This window comes from Methylobacterium sp. EM32 (assembly GCF_040593685.1).
Classification (GTDB): Bacteria; Pseudomonadota; Alphaproteobacteria; order Rhizobiales; family Beijerinckiaceae; genus Methylobacterium.
Genome location: NZ_JBEXZS010000055.1, coordinates 1 through 19,943, shown reverse-complemented (window position 1 = coordinate 19,943; position 19,943 = coordinate 1). Strand labels below are relative to the sequence as shown.

Annotated in this window: 22 protein-coding genes; 9 read left to right on the top strand and 13 right to left on the bottom strand. The window is 69.8% G+C overall.

What is annotated here, in order from left to right; genetic code table 11:
• Window positions 1-25 precede the first annotated feature (25 nt).
• The 5 genes from ABZT49_RS08430 to ABZT49_RS08410 are packed head-to-tail and all read left to right on the top strand — an operon-like array spanning window position 26 to window position 5,349.
• On the top strand, window positions 26-793 hold the full coding sequence (locus tag ABZT49_RS08430) for an ABC transporter ATP-binding protein (protein WP_093570219.1): 768 nt from the start codon (window positions 26-28) through the stop codon (window positions 791-793).
• Window positions 794-821: 28 nt separating this feature from the next.
• Entirely contained in the window at window positions 822-1,685 is an 864-nt protein-coding gene (locus ABZT49_RS08425; RefSeq protein ID WP_210188460.1) for an ABC transporter permease, read from the top strand.
• Between the two features lie 22 nt (window positions 1,686-1,707).
• Complete coding sequence (locus ABZT49_RS08420) at window positions 1,708-2,718, top strand: ABC transporter substrate-binding protein (RefSeq protein ID WP_355285306.1); 1,011 nt, start codon at window positions 1,708-1,710, stop codon at window positions 2,716-2,718.
• A gap of 53 nt (window positions 2,719-2,771) precedes the next feature.
• Entirely contained in the window at window positions 2,772-4,568 is a 1,797-nt protein-coding gene (gene araD / locus ABZT49_RS08415; RefSeq protein WP_355285304.1) for an L-arabinonate dehydratase, read from the top strand.
• 31 nt (window positions 4,569-4,599) lie between these two features.
• Window positions 4,600-5,349, top strand: a complete 750-nt coding sequence (locus ABZT49_RS08410; protein ID WP_355285302.1) for an FkbM family methyltransferase — start codon at window positions 4,600-4,602, stop codon at window positions 5,347-5,349.
• A 285-nt stretch (window positions 5,350-5,634) separates the two neighbouring features.
• On the opposite strand, the gene ABZT49_RS08405 is transcribed toward ABZT49_RS08410, so the two are convergent.
• Both ABZT49_RS08405 and ABZT49_RS08400 read right to left on the bottom strand, forming a co-directional pair.
• Window positions 5,635-6,015: a c-type cytochrome gene (locus tag ABZT49_RS08405; RefSeq protein ID WP_355285300.1), complete on the bottom strand. Its 381-nt coding sequence runs from the start codon at window positions 6,013-6,015 to the stop codon at window positions 5,635-5,637.
• A 107-nt stretch (window positions 6,016-6,122) separates the two neighbouring features.
• Window positions 6,123-6,323, bottom strand: coding sequence for a hypothetical protein (locus ABZT49_RS08400; protein WP_355285298.1), 201 nt, complete (start codon window positions 6,321-6,323; stop codon window positions 6,123-6,125).
• Between ABZT49_RS08400 and ABZT49_RS08395 the strand changes: the two genes are divergently transcribed.
• Window positions 6,316-6,507, top strand: coding sequence for a hypothetical protein (locus ABZT49_RS08395; RefSeq protein ID WP_355285297.1), 192 nt, complete (start codon window positions 6,316-6,318; stop codon window positions 6,505-6,507). The two genes, ABZT49_RS08400 and ABZT49_RS08395, sit on opposite strands and share 8 nt — an antisense overlap.
• Before the next feature lie 48 nt (window positions 6,508-6,555).
• Here the strand turns inward: ABZT49_RS08395 and ABZT49_RS08390 are convergent, their stop codons facing one another.
• From ABZT49_RS08390 to ABZT49_RS08345, 10 genes are all read right to left on the bottom strand, one after another.
• Complete coding sequence (locus ABZT49_RS08390; RefSeq protein WP_355285295.1) at window positions 6,556-6,789, bottom strand: hypothetical protein; 234 nt, start codon at window positions 6,787-6,789, stop codon at window positions 6,556-6,558.
• A 299-nt stretch (window positions 6,790-7,088) separates the two neighbouring features.
• Entirely contained in the window at window positions 7,089-7,322 is a 234-nt protein-coding gene (locus ABZT49_RS08385) for a hypothetical protein (RefSeq protein WP_355285294.1), read from the bottom strand.
• Window positions 7,323-7,491: 169 nt separating this feature from the next.
• A complete protein-coding gene (gene prfH / locus ABZT49_RS08380; RefSeq protein ID WP_355285292.1) occupies window positions 7,492-8,127 on the bottom strand; it encodes a peptide chain release factor H in 636 nt (211 codons plus the stop codon).
• A gap of 2 nt (window positions 8,128-8,129) precedes the next feature.
• Window positions 8,130-9,347: an RNA ligase RtcB family protein gene (locus ABZT49_RS08375; RefSeq protein ID WP_355285290.1), complete on the bottom strand. Its 1,218-nt coding sequence runs from the start codon at window positions 9,345-9,347 to the stop codon at window positions 8,130-8,132.
• A 247-nt stretch (window positions 9,348-9,594) separates the two neighbouring features.
• Window positions 9,595-10,539 carry a glyoxylate/hydroxypyruvate reductase A gene (locus tag ABZT49_RS08370; protein ID WP_355285289.1) on the bottom strand — a complete coding sequence of 315 codons (945 nt, stop codon included), beginning with the start codon at window positions 10,537-10,539 and terminating at the stop codon, window positions 9,595-9,597.
• The gene (locus tag ABZT49_RS08365) at window positions 10,539-12,164 is read right to left on the bottom strand and encodes an ABC transporter ATP-binding protein (RefSeq protein ID WP_355285287.1); all 1,626 of its coding nucleotides are present in this window, start codon (window positions 12,162-12,164) and stop codon (window positions 10,539-10,541) included. The genes ABZT49_RS08370 and ABZT49_RS08365 overlap by 1 nt, the downstream gene beginning before the upstream one ends.
• A gap of 2 nt (window positions 12,165-12,166) precedes the next feature.
• The gene (locus ABZT49_RS08360) at window positions 12,167-13,045 is read right to left on the bottom strand and encodes an ABC transporter permease (protein ID WP_355285285.1); all 879 of its coding nucleotides are present in this window, start codon (window positions 13,043-13,045) and stop codon (window positions 12,167-12,169) included.
• Window positions 13,045-14,013, bottom strand: coding sequence for an ABC transporter permease (locus tag ABZT49_RS08355; RefSeq protein ID WP_355285284.1), 969 nt, complete (start codon window positions 14,011-14,013; stop codon window positions 13,045-13,047). The genes ABZT49_RS08360 and ABZT49_RS08355 overlap by 1 nt, the downstream gene beginning before the upstream one ends.
• Window positions 14,014-14,046: 33 nt before the next feature.
• Entirely contained in the window at window positions 14,047-15,600 is a 1,554-nt protein-coding gene (locus ABZT49_RS08350) for an ABC transporter substrate-binding protein (RefSeq protein WP_355285283.1), read from the bottom strand.
• Between the two features lie 237 nt (window positions 15,601-15,837).
• Window positions 15,838-16,605: a class II aldolase/adducin family protein gene (locus ABZT49_RS08345; RefSeq protein WP_355285282.1), complete on the bottom strand. Its 768-nt coding sequence runs from the start codon at window positions 16,603-16,605 to the stop codon at window positions 15,838-15,840.
• A 235-nt stretch (window positions 16,606-16,840) separates the two neighbouring features.
• Between ABZT49_RS08345 and ABZT49_RS08340 the strand changes: the two genes are divergently transcribed.
• From ABZT49_RS08340 to ABZT49_RS08330, 3 genes are read left to right on the top strand one after another with little or no spacing between them, the layout of a single operon-like run.
• Window positions 16,841-17,524, top strand: a complete 684-nt coding sequence (locus ABZT49_RS08340; RefSeq protein WP_355285281.1) for a GntR family transcriptional regulator — start codon at window positions 16,841-16,843, stop codon at window positions 17,522-17,524.
• A 13-nt stretch (window positions 17,525-17,537) separates the two neighbouring features.
• Entirely contained in the window at window positions 17,538-18,566 is a 1,029-nt protein-coding gene (locus tag ABZT49_RS08335; RefSeq protein WP_355285280.1) for a histone deacetylase family protein, read from the top strand.
• 14 nt (window positions 18,567-18,580) lie between these two features.
• The gene (locus ABZT49_RS08330) at window positions 18,581-18,901 is read left to right on the top strand and encodes a cupin domain-containing protein (RefSeq protein ID WP_355285278.1); all 321 of its coding nucleotides are present in this window, start codon (window positions 18,581-18,583) and stop codon (window positions 18,899-18,901) included.
• 197 nt (window positions 18,902-19,098) lie between these two features.
• On the opposite strand, the gene ABZT49_RS08325 is transcribed toward ABZT49_RS08330, so the two are convergent.
• The coding region (locus tag ABZT49_RS08325; RefSeq protein ID WP_355285276.1) for a flagellin at window positions 19,099-19,943 on the bottom strand (845 nt) is incomplete at its 5' end.

Below are 19,943 nucleotides of genomic sequence, written 5' to 3'. Positions count from 1 at the left end.
CCTCGCCGAGAAGGGACACGCCATCATGACCGCGCTCCTCGACGTCCGCGGCGTCACCTTGCGCTACAAGACCCCCAACGTGCTCGTCACCGCGACCGAGCGCGTCAGCTTCAAGGTCGACACCTCCGACCGCTTCGTGCTGCTCGGGCCGTCCGGCTGCGGCAAGTCCACCCTGCTCAAGGCGGTGGGCGGCTACATGCATCCGACCGAGGGCGAGATCCGCATCAAGGACCGGGTGGTCAAGGAGCCCGGCGCCGACCGGATGATGGTCTTCCAGGAATTCGACCAGCTCCTGCCCTGGAAGACGGTGCTGGAGAACGTGATGTTCCCGCTCCTCAACGCCCGAAAGATGCCCCGCCGCGAGGCGGAGGAGCGGGCGCGGGCCTATATCGAGAAGGTCAGCCTGACCCGCGCCATCGACAGCTACCCCCACACCCTGTCGGGCGGCATGAAGCAGCGCGTCGCCATCGCCCGCGGCATGGCGATGGAGCCCGACATCCTCCTGATGGACGAGCCCTTCGCGGCGCTCGACGCGCTCACCCGGCGCACCTGCCAGGACGAGCTCCTGCAGCTGTGGGAGGAGACGAAGTTCACGGTGCTCTTCGTCACCCACTCGATCGCCGAGGCGATCAAGATCGGCAACCGCATCCTCCTGCTCTCGCCCCATCCGGGCCGGGTCAAGGCCGAGGTGCGCGACGTCGACAAGGTCTCGGCGCATGACGGCAGCGCCGGCCAGCTCGAGCAGCAGATCCACGATCTGCTGTTCACCGACGAGCCCGCCCATCACCATTGATTGCCGCGCCCGAGAGGAGGCACAAGCCATGAGCGCCACCATGCCGGCCCGCATCATCATGAGCGATGCGGCCCCCGCCGCCGACGGCGCGGTCGAGCGCCAGCTCGGCACCGCCGAGATCCTGTGGAACAGCGGCTTCGTCCGCAAGACCGCGATCATCATCGTGCTGGCGCTGATCTGGGAGATCTACGCCCGCTTCCTCGACAACCCGCTCCTGTTCCCAACCTTCTCCGACACCGTCACGACGCTGTGGCAGCAGACCCTCGACGGCACGATCCCAAACCGCGCCTTCACGTCGATCAAGGTGCTGCTGATGGGCTACGCCGCCGGCATCCTGCTCGCCGCGACGCTGACCATGGTGGCGATCTCGACCCGCATCGGCACCGACTTCCTCGAGACGATGACGGCGATGTTCAACCCGCTGCCGGCCATCGCGCTGCTGCCGCTGGCGCTGATCTGGTTCGGCCTCGGCAACGGCAGCCTGGTCTTCGTGCTGATCCACTCGGTCCTGTGGGCGGTGGCGCTCAACACCCATTCGGGCTTCCGCGGCGTCTCGAACACGCTGCGGATGGTCGGGCGCAATTACGGCCTGAAGGGGATCCCGTACGTCACCAAGATCCTGATCCCGGCGGCGTTTCCGAGCATCCTGACGGGTCTCAAGATCGGCTGGGCCTTCGCCTGGCGCACGCTCATCGCGGCGGAGCTGGTCTTCGGCGTGTCGTCGGGGGCGGGGGGCTTGGGCTGGTTCATCTTCGAGAACCGCAACCTCCTCGACATCCCGGCCGTCTTCGCGGGACTGCTGACCGTGATCATCATCGGCCTCGTGGTCGAGAACCTGATCTTCCGCACGCTGGAGCGGCGGACGGTGCAGAAATGGGGCTTGCAGCACTGACGAACGCGGGAGAGGCACGTCGATGACACCGTCCAGACGCAGCGTCGCGGCGGGCCTCGCCGCCGCCCTCCTGAGCCCCGCCGTCGCGAGGGCGCAGGGCAAGAGCGAGATCTCGGTCTCGCGGGCCTACGGCCTGATCTACATGGTGACCCATGTCATCGAGAAGCGCCGCCTGATCGAGGCGCATGCGGCGCGGCTCGGGGTGCCGGACCTCAAGGTGAACTGGGTCAATTTCGGCGGCGGCGGCGCGCAGACCGACGCGCTCCTCGCCGGCGGGGTCGACATCGTCAATAGCGGCATCGGCAACCTGCTGCTGCTGTGGGACCGCACGAAGGGCGGGGTGAAGGGCATCGTCGGCACCGCCGGCCAGCCGCTGCTCCTCATCACCCGCGATCCCCGGATCAAGGGGCTCGCCGATTTCGGGCCGGGCGACAAGATCGCGGTGCCGACCGTGCGGGTCTCGACCCATGCGGTCGTGCTGCAGATGGCGGCGGCCCAGGCCTTCGGGCCGGAGAACTGGGCGCGGCTCGATCCCTACACGGTGCAGATGAGCCCGCCCGACGGCGCGGTGGCGCTCGCCAACCCGCAGCACGAGGTGAGGACGCACTTCTCCGCCCCGCCCTACGACCAGATCGAGCTCAAGACCGTGCCGGGCGCCCGGGTCATCCTGTCCTCCACCGACGTGGTCGGCGGGCCGCTCGCCCAGGCGCAGTTCTTCACCACGACCCGCTTCGCGCAAGCCAACCCGGCTCTGGTCGAGGCCCTGAAGGCCGCGACGCAGGAGGCGATCGCCTTCATCAAGGCCGATACGCCGGCGGCGATCGAGATCTATCGCGAGGTCAACCGGGACAAGACGCCGGCCGACGAGCTTCTCGCCCTGCTCCGGCTGCCCCACATGCTCGACTTCATCGCCGCGCCGCAAGGCACCATGACGATCGCCCGGCACCTGCACCGGATCGGCACCATCAAGACGATGCCGAAGGCCTGGACCGACTTCTACCTTCCGGTCGCTCACGATCTTCCGGGGACTTGACGCGCCGACGCAACGCCGCGCGACGCCCCTGACCTGTACGAGGAGTTTTCACCATGGCCCGCGACCCGCTCACCCCGCCCGAACTCGAGCCCGGCAGCATTCCGGACGGCCCGCAGGTCGTGCGCCGCGAGCCCGCCTCCTTGCGCTCCGCGCGCTGGTTCGGCCCGGCGGATTTGCGCTCCTTCGGGCATCGCTCGCGGGCGATGCAGATGGGCTACACGCCCGAGGAATGGACCGGGAAGCCGGTCATCGCGATCCTCAACACCTGGTCCGACCTCCAACCCTGCCACGCCCATTTCAAGCACCGCGTCGACGACGTGAAGCGCGGCATCCTGATGGCGGGGGGCTTCCCGGTCGAATTGCCGGCGATCTCGGTCTCCGAGAGCTTCGTCAAGCCGACCACCATGCTCTACCGCAACATGCTGGCGATGGAGGCCGAGGAGCTGCTGCGCTCGCACCCGGTCGACGGCGCGGTGCTGATGGGCGGCTGCGACAAGTCCACCCCGGGCCTGCTGCTCGGCGCCACCAGCATGAACCTGCCGACGATCTACATCCCGGCGGGGCCGATGCTGCGCGGCAACTGGCAGGGCAAGGTGCTGGGCTCGGGCTCCGACAGCTGGAAGTACTGGGACGAATTGCGCGCCGGCAAGATCACCGACCAGGACTGGCTCGGGATCGAGGGCGGCATCGCCCGCTCCTACGGCACCTGCATGACCATGGGCACCGCCTCGACCATGACGGCGATCGCGGAAGCCGTCGGCATGGTGCTGCCCGGCGGCTCGTCGATCCCTGCGGCTGATGCCGGGCACATCCGGCTCTGCTCGGAATCTGGCCGGCGCATCGTCGACATGGTGTGGGAGGACCTGACGCCGCAGCGGATCCAGACCCGCGCGGCCTACGAGAACGCCATCGCGGTCGCGATGGCGATGGGCTGCTCGACCAACGCCATCATCCACCTGATCGCCATGGCGCGCCGGGCCGGCCACGCCATCGGCCTCGACGATTTCGAGCGCTACAGCCGCCAAGTGCCGGTGATCGGCAACGTCCGCCCCAGCGGCAATGCCTACCTGATGGAGGACTTTTATTACGCCGGCGGCATCCGCGCGCTGATGAACGAGATCCGCGAGCACCTGCATCTCGATTGCCTGACGGTGAGCGGCCAGACCCTCGGCGAGGAGATCGAGGGCGCGAAGGTCTACAATGCCGACGTGATCCGGCCGCTGTCGAACCCGGTCTACGGCCAGGGCTCGCTCGCGGTGCTGAAGGGCAACCTCGCCCCGAGCGGCTGCGTCATCAAGCCGGCGGCGATGGACCAGCGCTTCCTCAAGCATTCCGGCCCGGCGCTGGTCTTCGACGATTACCCCTCGCTCAAGGCGGCGATCGACGACGAGAACCTCGACGTGACCGCCGACCACGTTCTGGTGCTGCGCAATGCCGGGCCGCAGGGGGGGCCCGGCATGCCCGAATGGGGCATGCTGCCGATGCCGAAGAAGCTGCTGAAGGAGGGGCACCGCGACATGCTGCGCCTGTCGGACGCGCGGATGAGCGGCACCAGCTACGGCGCCTGCGTGCTCCACGTCGCGCCCGAATCCTTCATCGGCGGGCCGCTGGCGCTGCTGCGCACCGGCGACATCGTCAGCGTCGACGTCGAGGCGCGGTCGATCCGCATGGAGGTGTCGGACGAAGAGCTGGAAAGCCGCCGCGCTGCCTGGACCCCGCCGGTGCCCCGCTACGAGCGCGGCTACGGCGTAATGTTCTCCCGCCACATCCAGCAGGCGGACGAGGGCTGCGACTTCGACTTCCTGCGCACCGAGTACGGCGCCCCGGTGCCCGAGCCGGCGATCTACTGATACGGCTCCGGATGAGAATCCGGAGCTCCCGATGACCCGCCCGACAGGCACCGCCGCCGCGATCGGCCGCTCGCTGCGGCTCTATCGCGGGAAGGCCGCGCCCCACGCCGCCATGGACGCCCTCTACCGCCGCTTCGTGCGCCCGGGCGACCTGGTCTTCGACGTCGGCGCCCATGTCGGTGATCGGGTGGCGGCCTTCCGCCGCCTCGGTGCCCGGGTCGTGGCCCTGGAGCCGCAGCCCGGGCCGGCGCGGGCCTTGCGCCTGCTCCACGGCCGCGACCCGGACGTGACGCTGGTCGCGGCGGCGGTGGGCGACGCGCCCGGCGAGGTCGTGTTCCATCTGAATTCGGCCAATCCCACCGTCTCCTCGGTCTCCGCCGATTTCGTCGCGGGGGCGGAGGGCGCGCCGGGCTGGGAAGGGCAGGTCTGGGACCGGCGGATCACGGTGCTGGCCACCACCCTCGACCGGCTGGTGGCCGAGCACGGCCGACCGGCCTTCGTGAAGATCGACGTCGAGGGGTTCGAGGACAGGGTGCTGGCGGGGCTCTCGGTTCCGCTCCCCGCCCTGTCCTTCGAGTTCACCACCATCGCGCGGAACACTGCGCTCCGCTGCCTCGACCGGCTCGCGGCACTGGGCGCTTACGGGTTCGACGTCGCGCTCGGCGAGAGCCAGGCCCTGACCTTCGGGCGCCTCGTCGGCCGGGACCAGATGGCGGCGCATCTCATGGCGCTGCCGATGGCGGCGAATTCCGGCGATGTCTACGCGGTGCTCCGGGCCTGACGCCAGTGCTGGTATATGGCGAAGGTTCGGCGGGACTGAGTTCCCCGCTCAGCCAATTCGCTTCCGCTGCCTCCCCTTTCCCGGACCATTGAAACGAAGTGGAAGGACATCCGGGAAAGGGGAGGAGCGGAAGCGGAGTGTCTCCCCAATGAATCTCGGCCGCTCCCGATCCTGAGTCGTATCGAATCTCAGCTTTATGCCAGTGTCGTGTGCCGTTTTTTAATATAATCGGGTGATGCTGCAGGCACGAGGGTCATGTCCGGCGAAGCACCAAAGACAGCACGTTCACTTAGTTTTTGAAATAACGTTGATCATATACTCATTCAAATCGCGAAAATCCTTCACCGTCCATGCGAAGGGAGGTAAACTGACGCCGTTCTCCCGCAAGGTTTTCGGAATCAGATCGCCATTCGGGCGCAGGATTACAGACGATACGATAACGCCGGGATAAGCGATCAATCGCCTCTCGAACTCGGGCGTCGTCAGATCCGGTGTTGGCGGATGGCTTTTGTTGGCTAAAGGCCCTGTGCCCTTGATGTCTTCGCCATGACATATTGCGCAGCGCTTCAAAAAAATCTGCTTTCCATTGCGGGTATCTGAGTAAGACGGCGATAGCGCACAAAGCATGATCGCCAGCGCAGCGATGAAAGATTCGGTGGCCCTCACGGTGTTCTCTCCGTCACGGTACCGCTCTCATTCATCTCGCAATGATGGCAAAACCATTGCGGCGTATCGCCGGACGCTTCAACTTGAGCTTGCAACAACCGTTCCAATCAACGTGACACTTTCACAATGAGTGTCCGCAGCGTCGGTGTTGGATTCATGGACTGTCGGCGGATACGGAGTTCGGCCAGAGTGCCGGCGGCCATGCCTTTAGGCGAACCTTCACGTCCGTGCGCGACGCTGCGAGCGTGCGGCACGGAGGACAGCGTGAGCGGACGGTTCAGAATTTGTCTGGCGATCGTGTTGAGCACGCCGTGGCTCGTCGGGGCAGCCTTCGCCAGCTCACCCGCCACCCGGGATCACGTCCAGCGTGACCTCGACGCGATGACGCGCCACGACCTGTGCGCGCGGGACGATGCGGGCCTGAAGCGGCTCCACCGCGCTCTCTCGAAGCCCTCCGCCGCGAGGGCCGGCGCGACGCGGCAGGGGCTGTGAAGCGGGTGCCGGCTCCCGTGGCCGGCACCGGTTCGTGGAGCGGATCGCTCAGTCGGCCGAGCGCACGATCTTGGTGATGGCGAGCGGCGGGCGGCCGGATTTCTCCGCGATGTCGCGGTCCTGCTCCTCGATCACCTGGCGGACGGCGCCGTCGACGTCGTGCTCCAGGGTGGCGGTGCGGGGCACCCGGCGGTTGGAGCGGCGCGAGCCGTCCTCATAGTAGACGTCGAACAGGACGAAGCCCGTATCCTGCACCTTCGGCTTCTGCTTCGAACGCAGCATGGTCGTTGGCTCTTCTTGGCGGCGGAGCACACGGCGTGAAAGCGCGGCCCGAGAGCCACGCTGCGGTGCGGCCCGCGCCGCGAGGGGGAGGATCGATCAGGTGATGGCGGTCCTTCGGGCGCCCGGTCGGGGGCCCGCCTCGGAGGGGCGGGCGCGCGACGCAGGCGTGGATATGGGCCCGAACGCCGCCGAACGCCAGCGCGAAGCGCCAGCGCCGATGCCGCACTGCGTCAGATGCCGTGCAGGACAGCCGCGAGGAAGCCTCGCGGCTGGCAGGTAGCCTTGAAGCGGTCCGGCGATCAGCCGGTATACATCACCGCCGCCACCGGGGCGGGCTTGCTCCGGGCCGTGTGGGTCATCGCCCAGATCGACCAGGCGGCCAGCCCCGAGCAGGAGAGCAGCACCAGCCCGCGGACGTAGCGCCCGCGATGGATGTCGCGCACGGCATAGACCGGCAGCAGCGCCGCCTTGGCGATGTTGCGCAGGGCCAGAACCATCAGGATTGCCAGGAAGGCCGTCACTGTCCCGAGCATGTCCATCCCCCCTTCGGCTGGAGCGCCATGGCGAAGCTTATCCCCGCAACTCAGCGAAACGAAGCCACCCGCCCGAAATATCGCTGCGGCGTGTCAACCCAGCCACCGGGACTCTGCGCGCCGAATGGTTAACGATGGGTAGCGTGGCCGTGCAGGCCGGCCGCGGCGATCATCGCACCCGCGCGAAATCCGGCCCCGCATAGGCGCGCACCGCGCTCCCGCCCCGATCCGCGACCGCGACGGTCAGGGCCCAGCGCGCCTGCACGCTGTCCTGCGCCCGGGCCTCCGCCCGCGCCCGGAGCGCGAGCCCGAGCCGCGCGAGGGCCAGCGCCCGGTTGCGGTGCTGGCTGCGCTCGGTGTCGCAGGTGATCGCGAGACCGCTCGGCCGGTGGTGCAGCCGCACGGCGCTGTCGGTGGTGTTGACGTGCTGGCCGCCGGCGCCCGACGCGCGAAAGGTCTCCCAGCGCAGGTCGGCCTCCCGGATGCCCAGATCCTCGATCCGCGGCGGCACCACCCGGGCGACGGAGACGAACCAGTTCTTGCGCCCGTGCCCGGGCCGCAGCGGGCTCGGGCAGGTCCACCGGACCGTGCCCTCCCAGGACCGGGCCAGGGGTTCGGCGCGCTCCGCGTCGCCGTCGAGGCGGACGAGGGCGGAGAGCAGGCCGGGCCTGCCCGGCGCCGTCTCCACGACCGTGGCGGAGAGGCCGGACGCCGCGGCCTCCCGCACCAGCACGTCGCAGAGGCCGGCCACGCCGAGCCGGCATTCGCCGGGCCCGCGGCCGGCGCTGAGCTGCAAGAGGACCATCCTCAGCGCTCCCCATATTTCGCCGCGCGGGCACCGCGGCGCTCGCGCAGGCGGGCCTGCTTGTCGGCCCGGGCCGGGCCGTCCGGATCGAGCGAGCACTTGAAGGTGACGAGCGGGTGCAGGATCGCGACCACCCGCACCAGCCCGGCCGCCTCCAGGTCGCCGACGACAGAGGATGCCGGCTTGTAGGCCGGTGCCGCCTCCTCCCACAGCAGCCGCTCGTCGCCGCAGACGACCACGCCGCCATAGGGGTTGCGGGCCAGGTCCTCCCGGCGCAGGCGGCCCTTGAGCTTGGCTTTCGCCTCGTGCCGCCCGAGCTTGCGACCGGCGCCGTGGGCGAGCGACCACAGGGTGTCGGCCCGGTCCGGGACCGGCTCGACGAGGACGCTCACGTCGCCCCGCGAGCCGGGCACCACCACCGGTCCGCGATCGGCCGGGGCCGCGCCCTTGCGGTGGAGATGGCAGCGGCAGCCGCCGGCCTCCACCGGCGTGACGCCGTTGTGGCAAAGGTCGAGGAGGCACTGCCCCTCGGCCCCGAGCGCCATGAGCGCCCGGTGGGCGACGAGGTCGCGGTTGGCCCGGGCCCAGGCGACCGCCGCGTCGTGGGCGGCGAGGTAGGCCTCGCCCTCCGGCGCGTCGGCCTGGAGGCCCAGGGCGCCGTGCCGCTCGGTATGGGCCCGCAGGATCGACTCGCCGAGGCCCCGGCTGCCGGTATGGACCAGCAGGGCGAGGCGGGCGGGATCGAGCCCGATCCGCGCCGCCGCGTCGGGATCGCGGATCTCGGCGACCGCCTGCACCTCCAGGAAGTGGTTGCCGTGGCCGACCGTGCCGAGGGAGGCGTCGTAGGCAGTGGCCGCGACGCCGCGCTGCCTGAGCCAGCCGGCGGTGTCGCCGTCCCACGGCGCGTCGAGCCCGTCGAGCCGGGCGGCGATTTTTCCGGGATCGGCCCGGCGCCGGGACAGGTCGGTCTGCCAGAGCGCCATGCCGCAGCCGATGTCGGAGCCGACCAGGGTCGGCCGGATCAGGCCCTCCGACAGGAAGGCCGCGCCGACCGGGCCGTTCTTGCCGGGATGGAGGTCCGGCATGCCGACGGTCTCGCGCATGCCGGGGAGCGCGCCGGTCTCGTCGAGCTGGCGCAGGGCCTCGCCCTCGATCCAGGTCGAGGCGGAGGCGACCACGCGAACGCCGGGGGCGCGCGTGGCGATGAGGGACTTGCCCATGAGGGATGTGGATTCCGGAGTCGCCGAAGCGACCTTGAGACGAGCTTCAGCGAGCGGACGAGCCGCCTCGCTGCGTCAGAACGCCGGTCCGCCGCGCATGCGGGGATCCTCGCGTCGTTGCCCCGTCAGAGGACGGGGCGGGCATGGATCATTGCCATGGCTCGCCCTCCTGCCGGGTCCCGTCCCGGTCCATGTCCTCATTACTACCGCAACGGAAGACGCGCGGCAATCCGCGCGCCGGCGACCGTCAGTACCCCCGCGCCGCATTCACCGTATCCGGCGGCACCCGTCCCTCCCGCACCGCCTCGGCGGCGGCGAGCAGGGTGCGGGCGACGGCCTGGGGGCTCGCGTCGCAGGCCTCGTGCGGGGTGACGCGGATCGCCGGATTGTCCCAGAACGGGTGCGCGGGCGGCAGCGGCTCGGTCGCGAACACGTCGAGGGCGGCGCCGGCGAGGTGGCCGGAGGCGAGGGCGGCGAGGAGATCGGCCTCGACCAGATGCTCGCCGCGGCCGACCTGGATCAGGAAGCCGCCCGGTCGCAGGCGGGAAAACAGGCGGGCGTCGAGGATGCCGCGCGTCTCCGGCGTCAGCGGTAGCAGGTTCACCAGGATCTCGCTCGCGCCGAGCATCGCCGCGAGCCCGTCCGACCCGTGATGGTGGGTGACGCCGGGATCCGGGCTCTGCGGGCTGCGGCTCCAGGCCCGCACCGGGAAGCCGAGGGCGGCCAGATCCGCCGCGACCCGCCGGCCGATCTTGCCGTAGCCGAGGAGCCCGACCGGCACGGCACTCGCGTCCCGCGGGCACAAGCGGCGCCAGACCCGGTCGCGCTGGTTCGCCGCGTAAGCATCGAAGCGGCGCTGGTGGCCGATGACGTGCCAGAGCACGAATCCCGACATCGCCCGCGCCTGATCGGGGTCAACCACCCGCACCACCGGCAGGTCGGGCGGGCGGCCGGGGCAGGCGAGCAGGTTGTCGACGCCCGCCGCGATCGAGCACAGGGCCGCGAGGTTGGGGTAGCGCGCCAGCGCGTCGGCGGGCGGGCGCCAGCCCAGCGCCAGGCGTACCCGCTCGGGGTTCTCTGCCGGATGGTCGAGGATCTCGACCCGGTCGGCGATGGCCTCGAGCGCGTCGCCGTACAGCCCGCGGATGTCGGTGGTGGCGCTGAGCAGCACGCAGGGCAGACGGTCCATCATCACGCCGCCTGCCGCACCCGGCCCGGCACCGCGTCGAGCAGCGCGCGGGTATAGGGGTGCTCGGGGTTGGCGAAGAGCGCGCTCGCGGTCTTCAGTTCCACGATCTCGCCCTGGCGCATCACGGCGATCCGGTCGCAGATCTGCGCCGCCACCCGCAGGTCGTGAGTGATGAACAGCATCGACAGGCCGAGCCGTGCCTTCAGATCCTCAAGCAGCGCCAGCACCTGGGCCTGGACCGAGACGTCGAGGGCCGAGACCGCCTCGTCGGCGACCAGAACCTCGGGTTCGAGCGCGAGCGCCCGGGCGATGCCGATGCGCTGGCGCTGGCCGCCGGAGAATTCGTGGGGGAAGCGCTCCAGCGCCTTCTCGTCGAGGCCGACGAGGGCGAGGAGGCGGCGCGCCCGCTCCATCGCTTCCACGAGGGGCACCCCGTGCGCCACCGGCCCGTCGGCGATGATGCGCCCGACGCTGCGGCGCGGGTTGAGCGAGGCGAAGGGGTCCTGAAACACCATCTGGATCCGGCTGCGGGCCTGGCGCAGGGCCTCGCCCTTGAGCCCCGTCAGGTCGGTGTCGCCGAGGCGCACGCGGCCGGAATCGGGCTCGATCAGCCGCATGACGAGGCGCGCGACCGACGACTTGCCCGAGCCCGATTCGCCGACGAGGCCGAGCGTCTCGCCGCGGTGGAGCGTGAAGGCCACGTCCCGCGCCGCGGCAGTGCGGCGCTTGGGCTTCCACAGCCCGCCGCCGGTGACGTAGGTCTTCTGCAGGCCCACGACCTCGACCGCCTTCGGCCCCGAGAGGGGAGGGCGGGCCGGCGGGTCCATGGTCGGCACGGCGGCGAGCAGCGTGCGGGTGTAGGGCGCCTGCGGCCGGCCGAGCACGGCATTGGCCGATCCTTCCTCCACCACCCGTCCGTGGCGCAGCACCAGCACCCGGTCGGCGATCTCCGCCACCACGCCGAAATCGTGGGTGATGAACAGGACCGCCATGTTGCGCCGCCGCTGCAGGTCGCGGATCAGCTTCAGGATCTGCGCCTGGGTCGTGACGTCGAGCGCCGTCGTCGGCTCGTCGGCAACGAGCACGGCGGGTTCGAGGGCGAGCGCCATCGCGATCATCGCCCGCTGGCGCTGCCCGCCCGAGAGCTGGTGGGGATAGGAGCGGACGATCTGCTCCGGGTTCGGCAGCCCGACCTCGCCGGCGAGCGCCACCGCGCGGGCGCGGCGCTCCTTCGGCGTCAACTGGCCGTGGGCCTCGAACATCTCGGCCATCTGGTCGCCGATCCGCATCAGGGGGTTCAGGGCCGTCATCGGCTCCTGGAAGATCATCGCGATCCGCCGGCCGCGGGTGTCGCGCCAGGCGGCATCGTCCTGTGCCAAGAGGTCGGTGTCGCCGAGGCGGATCGTGCCGGAGACCGGCCGCACCGCCTTCGGCAGAAGGCCCATCAGGGCGTGGGCGCACATCGACTTGCCGGAGCCCGACTCGCCGACGAGGCACAGGATCTCGCCGGCGACGAGATCGAAGGAGACGCCGTCGACGGCGTTCGGCCGGTCGCCGCCCTCGGGGAGGGCGAGGCTCAAGTTCCGGACCGCGACGGCGATCCGACGGGTGTCGCTCACGGCGTTCATCGTCAGCGCTCCCGGGACAGGCGCGGGTTGAGGGCGTCGTTCAGCCCCTCGCCGATCAGGTTGAGGGCGAGCACGGTGAGCAGGATGACGAGGCCCGGGAAGGCGGTGATCCACCAGGCCTGCCGGATCACCGTGCGGCCGGCCCCGACCATGAAGCCCCAGGACATCCGGTTCGGATCGCCGAGGCCGAGGAAGGAGAGCGAGGATTCGAGCAGGATCGCGGTCGCCACCATCAGCGAGGCCAGGACGACGATCGGCGACAGGGTGTTCGGCAGGACCTCCCGGCGCAGGATGGTGAAGGTGGTCTGGCCCGTCACGATCGCCGCCTGGACGTATTCGCGCGAGCGCAAGGAGAGCACCTCGCCGCGTACCAGCCGAGTCACCGGCGGCCAGCTGACCAGCGCGATGGCGAGGATCATCGAGGACAGCGAGGGCTGGAGGATCGCCACGAGCACGATCGCCAGCGCGAAGCTCGGCACGGTCTGAAACAGCTCGGTGAAACGCATGAGCGCGTCGTCGACCCGGCCGCCGAGATAGCCGGCCAGCGCCCCGAGCGGCACGCCGATGAGCAGGGCCGTGAGCGTCGAGACCAAGCCGACGATGAGCGAGACGCCGGCCCCGTGCATCAGCCCCGCGGCGATGTCGCGCCCGAGCGCGTCGGTGCCGAGCGGCACCCGCTCCAGGGTGAAGGGCGGCACGAAGGGCCGTTGCACCATGCGCCAGGGCGAGGTCGGGTAGAGGACCGGGGCGAGGAACGCCGCGGCGACGACGAGGCAGAGGATCACGAGGCCGAGCACCGCGCCGGGATGGCGCAGGAAGGCGGCGAGCGGCCCGCGGCGGCGCGACCGAGCCGGGGCGGCCAGGGGAACGGCATTGCTCATCACGCCACCTCGATGCGGGGATCGACCGCGCGGTAGACCACGTCGGTGACGAGGTTGAAGACCAGCACCATCGCGGAGGAGACCACGAAGACGCCGAGCAAGAGGTTGTAGTCGCGCTGGAGCAGCGCCTCGTACATCAGGCGCCCGATCCCCGGCCAGGCAAAGACCGTCTCGGTGAGCACCGCGCCGCCGACCAGGGTGCCTGCCTGGAGGCCCGCCAGCGTCACCACCGGCAGCAGCGCGTTGCGCAGGATGTGCCGGCGCTGGATCACCCCCTCGGTCAGGCCCTTGGCCCGGGCGGTCTTCACGAAGTCGAGCCGCGAGACCTCGAGCATCGAGGAGCGGGTCATCCGCACGTAGACCGCCATGAAGAACAGCCCCAGCGTGAGGGCCGGCAGCACGAGGTGGTGGGCGATGTCGAGGGCGCGGGCGATCCCGGTATAGCCGGCGCCCACGGTCTCGAAGCCGAAGCTCGGCAGCCATTCGAGCCGGACCGAGAACAGGATGATCGCCATCAGCGACACCCAGAACAACGGCGTGGCGTAGAACAGGAGCGCGAGCCCGGTGATCGCGGTGTCGGCGAGCGTGCCGGCCCGCCGCGCGGCGAGTGATCCCAGCAGCACGCCGAGCGAGAGCGAGACCGCGAAGGCGCTGCCGGTGAGCAGCAACGTCGCCGGCAGCCGCTCGCCGATCAGCGTCGCCACCGGCATCTGCTGGCGCACCGAGTAGCCGAGGTCGAGCTTCACGATGCTGCCGAGATACGCGCCGAGCTGGCTCGGCAGCGGCTGGTCGAGGGCGAACTTTTCCCTGAGCTGCGCGATGAAGGCCTCGTCGCCGGCCCCCGCCTCGCCGGCCATCACCAGGGCCGGATCGCCGGGGGCGAGGCGGATCAGGAAGAAATTCAGGACCACGATGGCGAGGAGCACCACGACGCCCTTCGCCACCCGCCGCGCGAGAAAGCCCACCATGCCGTTACCCTTCAGCGCTCGATCCAGGAGACGTCAGCGCTCGATCCACGCATCGCGAAAACCGTCGTTGACGCCGATGCCGGTGGTGACGAGGTCGTGGACCTTGCAGCGGGTGATGGTCGGGAACTCCAGTTCGAGCAGCCAGGCCATCGGCGCATCCTCGACCAGGGTCTTCTGCACCGCCTCGTAGATCGGCCGGCGCTCGGCATCGCCGACCGCGACCGCGCCCTTCGCGAAGGCCTCGTCGACGCTCGGGTTCGAGTAGCCCTCGACGTTGTTGAACGGCGAGCCCTTGGCGATCTGCGACGAGACGTAGTTGCGCCCGACCCCGAGCGCCGGATCACCATATTGGTAGAGATACGTGAAGGCGATGTCGTAGTCCCACTCGGAGGTCTTCTGGTTCCAGCCGGCGACGTCGGTCGCCACCAGCTCGACCTTGATGCCAGCATCCTCGAGGTTCTGCTTCACGGCCTCGGCCCAGCGCTGCCAGGTCTCGCCGTAGGGCAGCGGCAGCAGGCGCACGGTCTCGCCCTTGTATCCGGCCTCCTTGAGCAGCGCCTTGGCCTTGGCGGTGTCGAAGGAATACTTCGCGGCCTTCGGGTCGTGGTAGCGCACGGTCGAGGAGAACGGGCCGGTGGCCGGCTTGCCGAGGCCGTTCCAGACCACGTCGCGGGCGAAGTCCCGGTCGAGGGCGTAGGACACCGCCTGGCGGAAGGCCTTGTTGGCGGTCGGGCCCTTGCGGTTGTTGAGCCAGAGCCAGGAATGCGGGCTGAAGAACTCCCAGCCCTTGGTGGTCGAGCAGGCGCCCTTGATCTTCGACAGCCGCGGCACGTCGAAATTCTCGACCGAGCCGCCGGGCAGGATGTCGACCTTGCCGGTCTCGAACGCCACCGCCCGGGCGGCGGCGTCGGGGATCACGTGCCAGTAGATCTCGTCGAGGTAGGGTTTTCCGGCGACGTGATAGTTCGGGTTCTTCACCAGCCGGATGTAGGAGCCCTTCTTCCACTCCTTGAACATGTAGGGGCCGGTGCCGATCGGCGTGTTGTTGGCCGGGTTGGTCTTGTAGTCGGTGCCGGCATAGATGTGCTTCGGGATCATCGGCAGCGAGCCGACCTCGAAGATGCCGAGGAACGGCCCGAACGGCTCGGAGAGGGTGAACACCACCGTGTGGGGGTCGGACGCCGTCACGCTCGCCACCCGGGTAAGGTTGCCGCGGGCGCGGGCATGGGTCTGGCGCAGCAGCTCGACCGAGAAGACCACGTCGTCGGCGGTGAACGGCTTGCCGTCGTGCCAGGTCGCGTTCTTGACGAGCTTGAAGGTGTAGGTCTTGCCGTCGTCGCTCATGCTCCAGCTCTCGGCGAGGCCGGGCAGGGGCTTGAGGGCGAAGTCGTAGCGCAGCAGGCCCTCGTAGATGTTGCCGGCCACCATCTGGGTCGGGCCGTTCTGCACCATCGCCAGCATCAGGCCGGGCGGCTCGGGCTGGATCACCGCGTTGGCGATGCCGCCGGGCTTCGGCGTGCCTTGCGCCAGGGCGGTGCCGGCGAGCGCCAGGGAGAGCACGGTGCCGGCCAGAATCGTCTTGAGCATCGGTTGTCCTTGTGGGTCCCTGTCGCGGCGTCGAACATGCAAGCACTGTTCCCCTCTCCCGTGTGGGAGAGGGGTTAGGGGTGAGGGTGATACGGTTCCGCAGAAGACCGGGGCCGTCCCGCTACGAGCACCACGCTCAGCGTTTTGTTCGGAAGCGTGTCACCCTCACCCCTACCCCTCTCCCACACGGGAGAGGGGATCCCGCGCTCGACTCGGCAGCGGGTGTGTTTTGTCACTTTATTCTTTGTAATCTGGGTCGCTGCGGTCCAGCATGCGCTTGAACGCGTCCCACTCGGTGTCGGGCAGCCGGCCCGTCTCCATCTTGTCGTAGAACGAGGCGTACTGGCCCGCGGTCTTGCTGGCGACCGCCGCCGGGGGGCGGATCAGCGGGGCGCCGGCGGCCTGCAGCGCGAGCTGCGCCCGGCACGAGCGCTCGATGTTGTGCATCAGCTTGAACGCCTCGGCGACCGAGCGGCCGCAGGTCAGCATGCCGTGATTGCGCAGCACCATCACCGGCTTGTCGCCGAGGTCGGCCACCAGCCGCTCGCGCTCGTCGAGGTCGAGGGCGATGCCCTCATAGTCGTGATAGGCGAGACGGCCGTGGAACTGCATCGACCACTGGTTGAGCGGCAGCAGCCCCTCCTCCTGGCACGACACTGCGACGCCCGCGACCGTGTGGGTGTGGAGCACGCAGAGCGCGTCCTCCCGGGCGGCGTGGACGGCGCTGTGGATGGTGAAGCCCGCCGGGTTGATGCCGAGCCCGCAGGGGTCGTCCACCACCCGACCCTCGAGATCGACGGTGACGAGATTGCCGGCCTTCACCTCCTCGAACCGCAATCCGTAAGGATTGATCAGGAAACGGTGCTCCGGCCCCGGCAACCGCGCCGAGATATGCGTGTAGATGCTGTCGTCGAGGCCGAGGCGGTGGATCAGCCGGTAGGCCGCCGCGAGATCGACGCGGATGCGCTGCACCTCGTCGGCGTGCGGATGAGCGGATGACGACATCGGACCTCCTCGCGGGCGAGTATCGGCGGCATAGCGCGCCGCGACGACTTCGCGTGTGTGAGCGGCGCGGCGCGACAACTCGCGCACCGGCGACCGGATGCGGGGGCCGGACGGAACACGACATCGCCCGGCATGTGCCTAGACTGGCCCGGCCTTGCGCGGCGATCAAGCTGAAAGTGTCGACAATCGACGCCTACGCATTGCACAATGGCGGCACGGAGGTGCGATGCGCGCGATGTCCCAACCCGTCGGATTGCCGATGCTGGCCGAGAGCGATCTCGTGCGCCAGGTCGCGCGCCGGCTCACCGACGCGATCGTGCAGGGGCGGCTCGCTCCCGGCGCCAAGGTGGCGGAGGCGGCGGTCGCTCGCGAACTCGGCATCAGCCGGGCGCCGGTGCGGGAGGCGGCGCGCCTGCTCGAGAGTCAGGGCCTGCTCAAGGCCTCGCCGCGGCGCGGCTTCTTCGTGCGCGAGCTCTCCGCCCAGGACGTCGACGAGCTGTACGACCTGCGCCTCTGCGTCGAGCGCCACGCCGCGGTCGAGGCGGCGCGCCGCTTGACGCCGGCGATCCGCGACGGCTTGCGCCGCCAGCTCGCCCTGATGCGGGACCTCGCCCGGCACGACGATCCCGCGCTGATCGTCGAGGCCGATTACGAGTTCCACCGGCTGATCTGCGCGGCCTCCGGCAACGGCCGCCTGCTGCGCCTGTTCGACGGGCTGGCCTCGGAATTGCGGATCGTGATCGGGCTGATCGGCCGGCTCTACGACGATCCCGAAGAGATCGCCGGCACGCACGAGCCGGTGCTGGAGGCCATCGAGGCCGGCCATCCGGAGCGGATCGTTGCCCATGTCGACTACCATCTCGGCGTCGCGCGCCGCGAGGTCGGCCGGCTGGTGCGAAGCCTCACCCCTGCCTCTTGACCCTGGAGATCCCATGAAGGCCGTCCATTCCGAGGACCACCGCAGCCACGACCCGAAATTCTTCCTGGTCCGCGGCCAGGTGAAGCCCGCCGCCGACCAGCCCGAGCGCGCCGACCGCCTGCTCGCCGGGCTGAAGGCCGGCAACCACACGGTGGTGGCGCCGCAGGCCCACGGCACCGGCGCCCGGGCCCGGGTGCACAGCCCCGACTACCTCGCCTTCATGGCCGAAGCCTGGGAGGCCTGGGAGGCCCTGCCCGACCACGGCTCCGAGATGATCGCCAACATCCACCCGGTGCGGGACGCCGCGACCTACCCGACCCACATCGTCGGGCGGCTCGGCTGGCACACGGTCGACACCGCCTGCCCGATCGGCCCGGGCACCTATGCGGCGGCCTCAGCGGCGACGGATGTCGCGGCGAGCGCGGCGCAACTCGTCCTCGACGGCGAGGACGCGGCCTACGCCCTCTGCCGCCCGCCCGGCCACCACGCCTATCGCGACCGGGCCGGGGGCCATTGCTACTTCAACAACAGCGCGGTCGCCGCCGCGCATTTGCGCCAGCGCCACGCCCGGGTCGCGGTGCTCGACGTCGACGTGCATCACGGCAACGGCACGCAAGGGATCTTCTACCGCGATCCCTCGGTGCTCACGGTCTCGCTCCACGCCGACCCGCGCGGCTTCTACCCCTTCGTCTGGGGCTACGCCCACGAGCGCGGGGAGGGGGAGGGGATCGGCGCCAACCTCAACCTGCCGCTGGCCCTCGGCACCGGCGACGACGATTACCTGAAGGTGCTGGAGGGCACGGCCACCCGCACGATCCGGTCCTTCGCCCCGACGGCGCTGGTGGTGGCGCTGGGCCTCGACGCCTCGGAGCACGATCCGCTCGCCGGCCTCGCCATCACCACCGAGGGCTTCCGCCGCATCGGCGCGGCGCTCGCCGCGCTGCGCCTGCCGACGGTGCTGGTGCAGGAGGGCGGCTACCTCTCCGACCTGCTGGGCGAGAACCTGACGGCGGTCCTCGCCGGCTTCGAATCCGCCCGCTGAGGATTGTTGCGATCATGGCCTTCGCCTGCACGATTCCCGCGGTCCCGACCGTCCAGCACGACGACGACACCGTCCGCATCACCCGCTGGGATTTTTCGCCCGGCGCCGTCACCGGCTGGCACGAGCACGGCTGGCCCTACTTCGTGGTGATGATCACCGCGGGCACCCTGCGGATCCACGACGGCACGAATGTCACCGAGGTGCCGCTCGCCCACGGCCAGTCCTACCGCCGCCCGGCCGGCATCCGCCACGACGTCCAGAACGGCTCCGACCACCCGATCGCCTTCGTGGAGATCGAGGTGAAGCGGCCTGAGGGGTTGGCGGCTCTCGCCTGAGCACGAAGAAACGGCCGGGGCTCGCGCCCCGGCCGCTTGATCGTCCTTCAGGTCTTCGGCGGCCTCGTGCTGGCGGACCACCGCGTCGTCCGCCTCGGTCTTCGTCCCGTCGCCGGAACTCTTCGCGATGGGACTTCCCTTGGTAGGGCTTGCCGCAAGACCGGTGGCTGGTCTTGCGGAAGCGGCTCAGGTGCCGATCAGCGCAGGAGCTGGAGGATGCCCTGCTGCGACTGGTTGGCGAGCGACAGGGCCGAGATGCCGAGCGAGTTGCGGGTCGAGAGAGCCTGCGAGTTCGCCGCCTCCTCGTTCAGGTCCGCATTCGTCAGGTTCGCCGCGCCCGCATCGAGCACGTTGATCATCTGCTTGGTGAAGTCCTGCCGGTTCTGCACCACCGCCAGGTTCGCACCCAGGGTCGAGGCCTGGTTCTTCAGCTGGCTCGACGCGCTGTTGATCTTCGCGACCACATCGTTGATCGAGTTGCTGTCCTGGAAGTCGGTCTGGCCGACGGCGGTCATGCCGAGCAGCGAGGCCGAGACCTGTGTGCCGGCGATCTTCAGCGAGGAGGTGCCCTTTTCGTTGAAGCTGACGTTGACGGTGTCGCCGGCGAGCAGGTTCGTACCGTTGAAGCCCGAATCCGCCGCCATCTGGTCGATCTGGCTGAGCAGGTTGTTGTAGGTGTTCACCAGGTTGTTGCGGGTGTTCGCACCGTCACCGCCGATGATCGCGCTTGAGGTGCTGGAGCTGAACGGGTTGCCGGCGCCGGTCGCCGACAGGGTCAGGTTGTCCGCGCCTGCCTCGTTCGTGGTGGTGATCTTCAGCGCGCCGGTCGTGCCGTCGATGCTCGCCATCGCGTTGCCCGGCGCCAGGGCAGCGTTGAGCTGGTTCAGGGTCGAGATCTGACCCGCAGCCGTACCGAAGGTCAGGTTGATCGCGTTACTACCGGAGACCTTGACGCTGATTGTCTTGCCGTCGAGGTTGCTCTTCGTGAAAGTCTGGCTCACGACGCCGGCGGTGCTCGTTGCTACCGTCGAGCCCTGCCCGG

Coding starts and splice junctions, on each gene's coding strand:
- prfH (WP_355285292.1), bottom strand. CDS start 8,127: ATGGTCCTCTTGCAGCTCAGCGCCGGCCGCGGGCCCGGCGAATGCCGG.
- ABZT49_RS08350 (WP_355285283.1), bottom strand. CDS start 15,600: ATGCTCAAGACGATTCTGGCCGGCACCGTGCTCTCCCTGGCGCTCGCC.
- araD (WP_355285304.1), top strand. CDS start 2,772: ATGGCCCGCGACCCGCTCACCCCGCCCGAACTCGAGCCCGGCAGCATT.
- ABZT49_RS08335 (WP_355285280.1), top strand. CDS start 17,538: ATGAAGGCCGTCCATTCCGAGGACCACCGCAGCCACGACCCGAAATTC.
- ABZT49_RS08370 (WP_355285289.1), bottom strand. CDS start 10,539: ATGATGGACCGTCTGCCCTGCGTGCTGCTCAGCGCCACCACCGACATC.
- ABZT49_RS08345 (WP_355285282.1), bottom strand. CDS start 16,605: ATGTCGTCATCCGCTCATCCGCACGCCGACGAGGTGCAGCGCATCCGC.
- ABZT49_RS08385 (WP_355285294.1), bottom strand. CDS start 7,322: ATGCTCGGGACAGTGACGGCCTTCCTGGCAATCCTGATGGTTCTGGCC.
- ABZT49_RS08375 (WP_355285290.1), bottom strand. CDS start 9,347: ATGGGCAAGTCCCTCATCGCCACGCGCGCCCCCGGCGTTCGCGTGGTC.
- ABZT49_RS08355 (WP_355285284.1), bottom strand. CDS start 14,013: ATGGTGGGCTTTCTCGCGCGGCGGGTGGCGAAGGGCGTCGTGGTGCTC.
- ABZT49_RS08410 (WP_355285302.1), top strand. CDS start 4,600: ATGACCCGCCCGACAGGCACCGCCGCCGCGATCGGCCGCTCGCTGCGG.
- ABZT49_RS08420 (WP_355285306.1), top strand. CDS start 1,708: ATGACACCGTCCAGACGCAGCGTCGCGGCGGGCCTCGCCGCCGCCCTC.
- ABZT49_RS08390 (WP_355285295.1), bottom strand. CDS start 6,789: ATGCTGCGTTCGAAGCAGAAGCCGAAGGTGCAGGATACGGGCTTCGTC.
- ABZT49_RS08425 (WP_210188460.1), top strand. CDS start 822: ATGAGCGCCACCATGCCGGCCCGCATCATCATGAGCGATGCGGCCCCC.
- ABZT49_RS08430 (WP_093570219.1), top strand. CDS start 26: ATGACCGCGCTCCTCGACGTCCGCGGCGTCACCTTGCGCTACAAGACC.
- ABZT49_RS08365 (WP_355285287.1), bottom strand. CDS start 12,164: ATGAACGCCGTGAGCGACACCCGTCGGATCGCCGTCGCGGTCCGGAAC.
- ABZT49_RS08360 (WP_355285285.1), bottom strand. CDS start 13,045: ATGAGCAATGCCGTTCCCCTGGCCGCCCCGGCTCGGTCGCGCCGCCGC.
- ABZT49_RS08330 (WP_355285278.1), top strand. CDS start 18,581: ATGGCCTTCGCCTGCACGATTCCCGCGGTCCCGACCGTCCAGCACGAC.
- ABZT49_RS08340 (WP_355285281.1), top strand. CDS start 16,841: ATGTCCCAACCCGTCGGATTGCCGATGCTGGCCGAGAGCGATCTCGTG.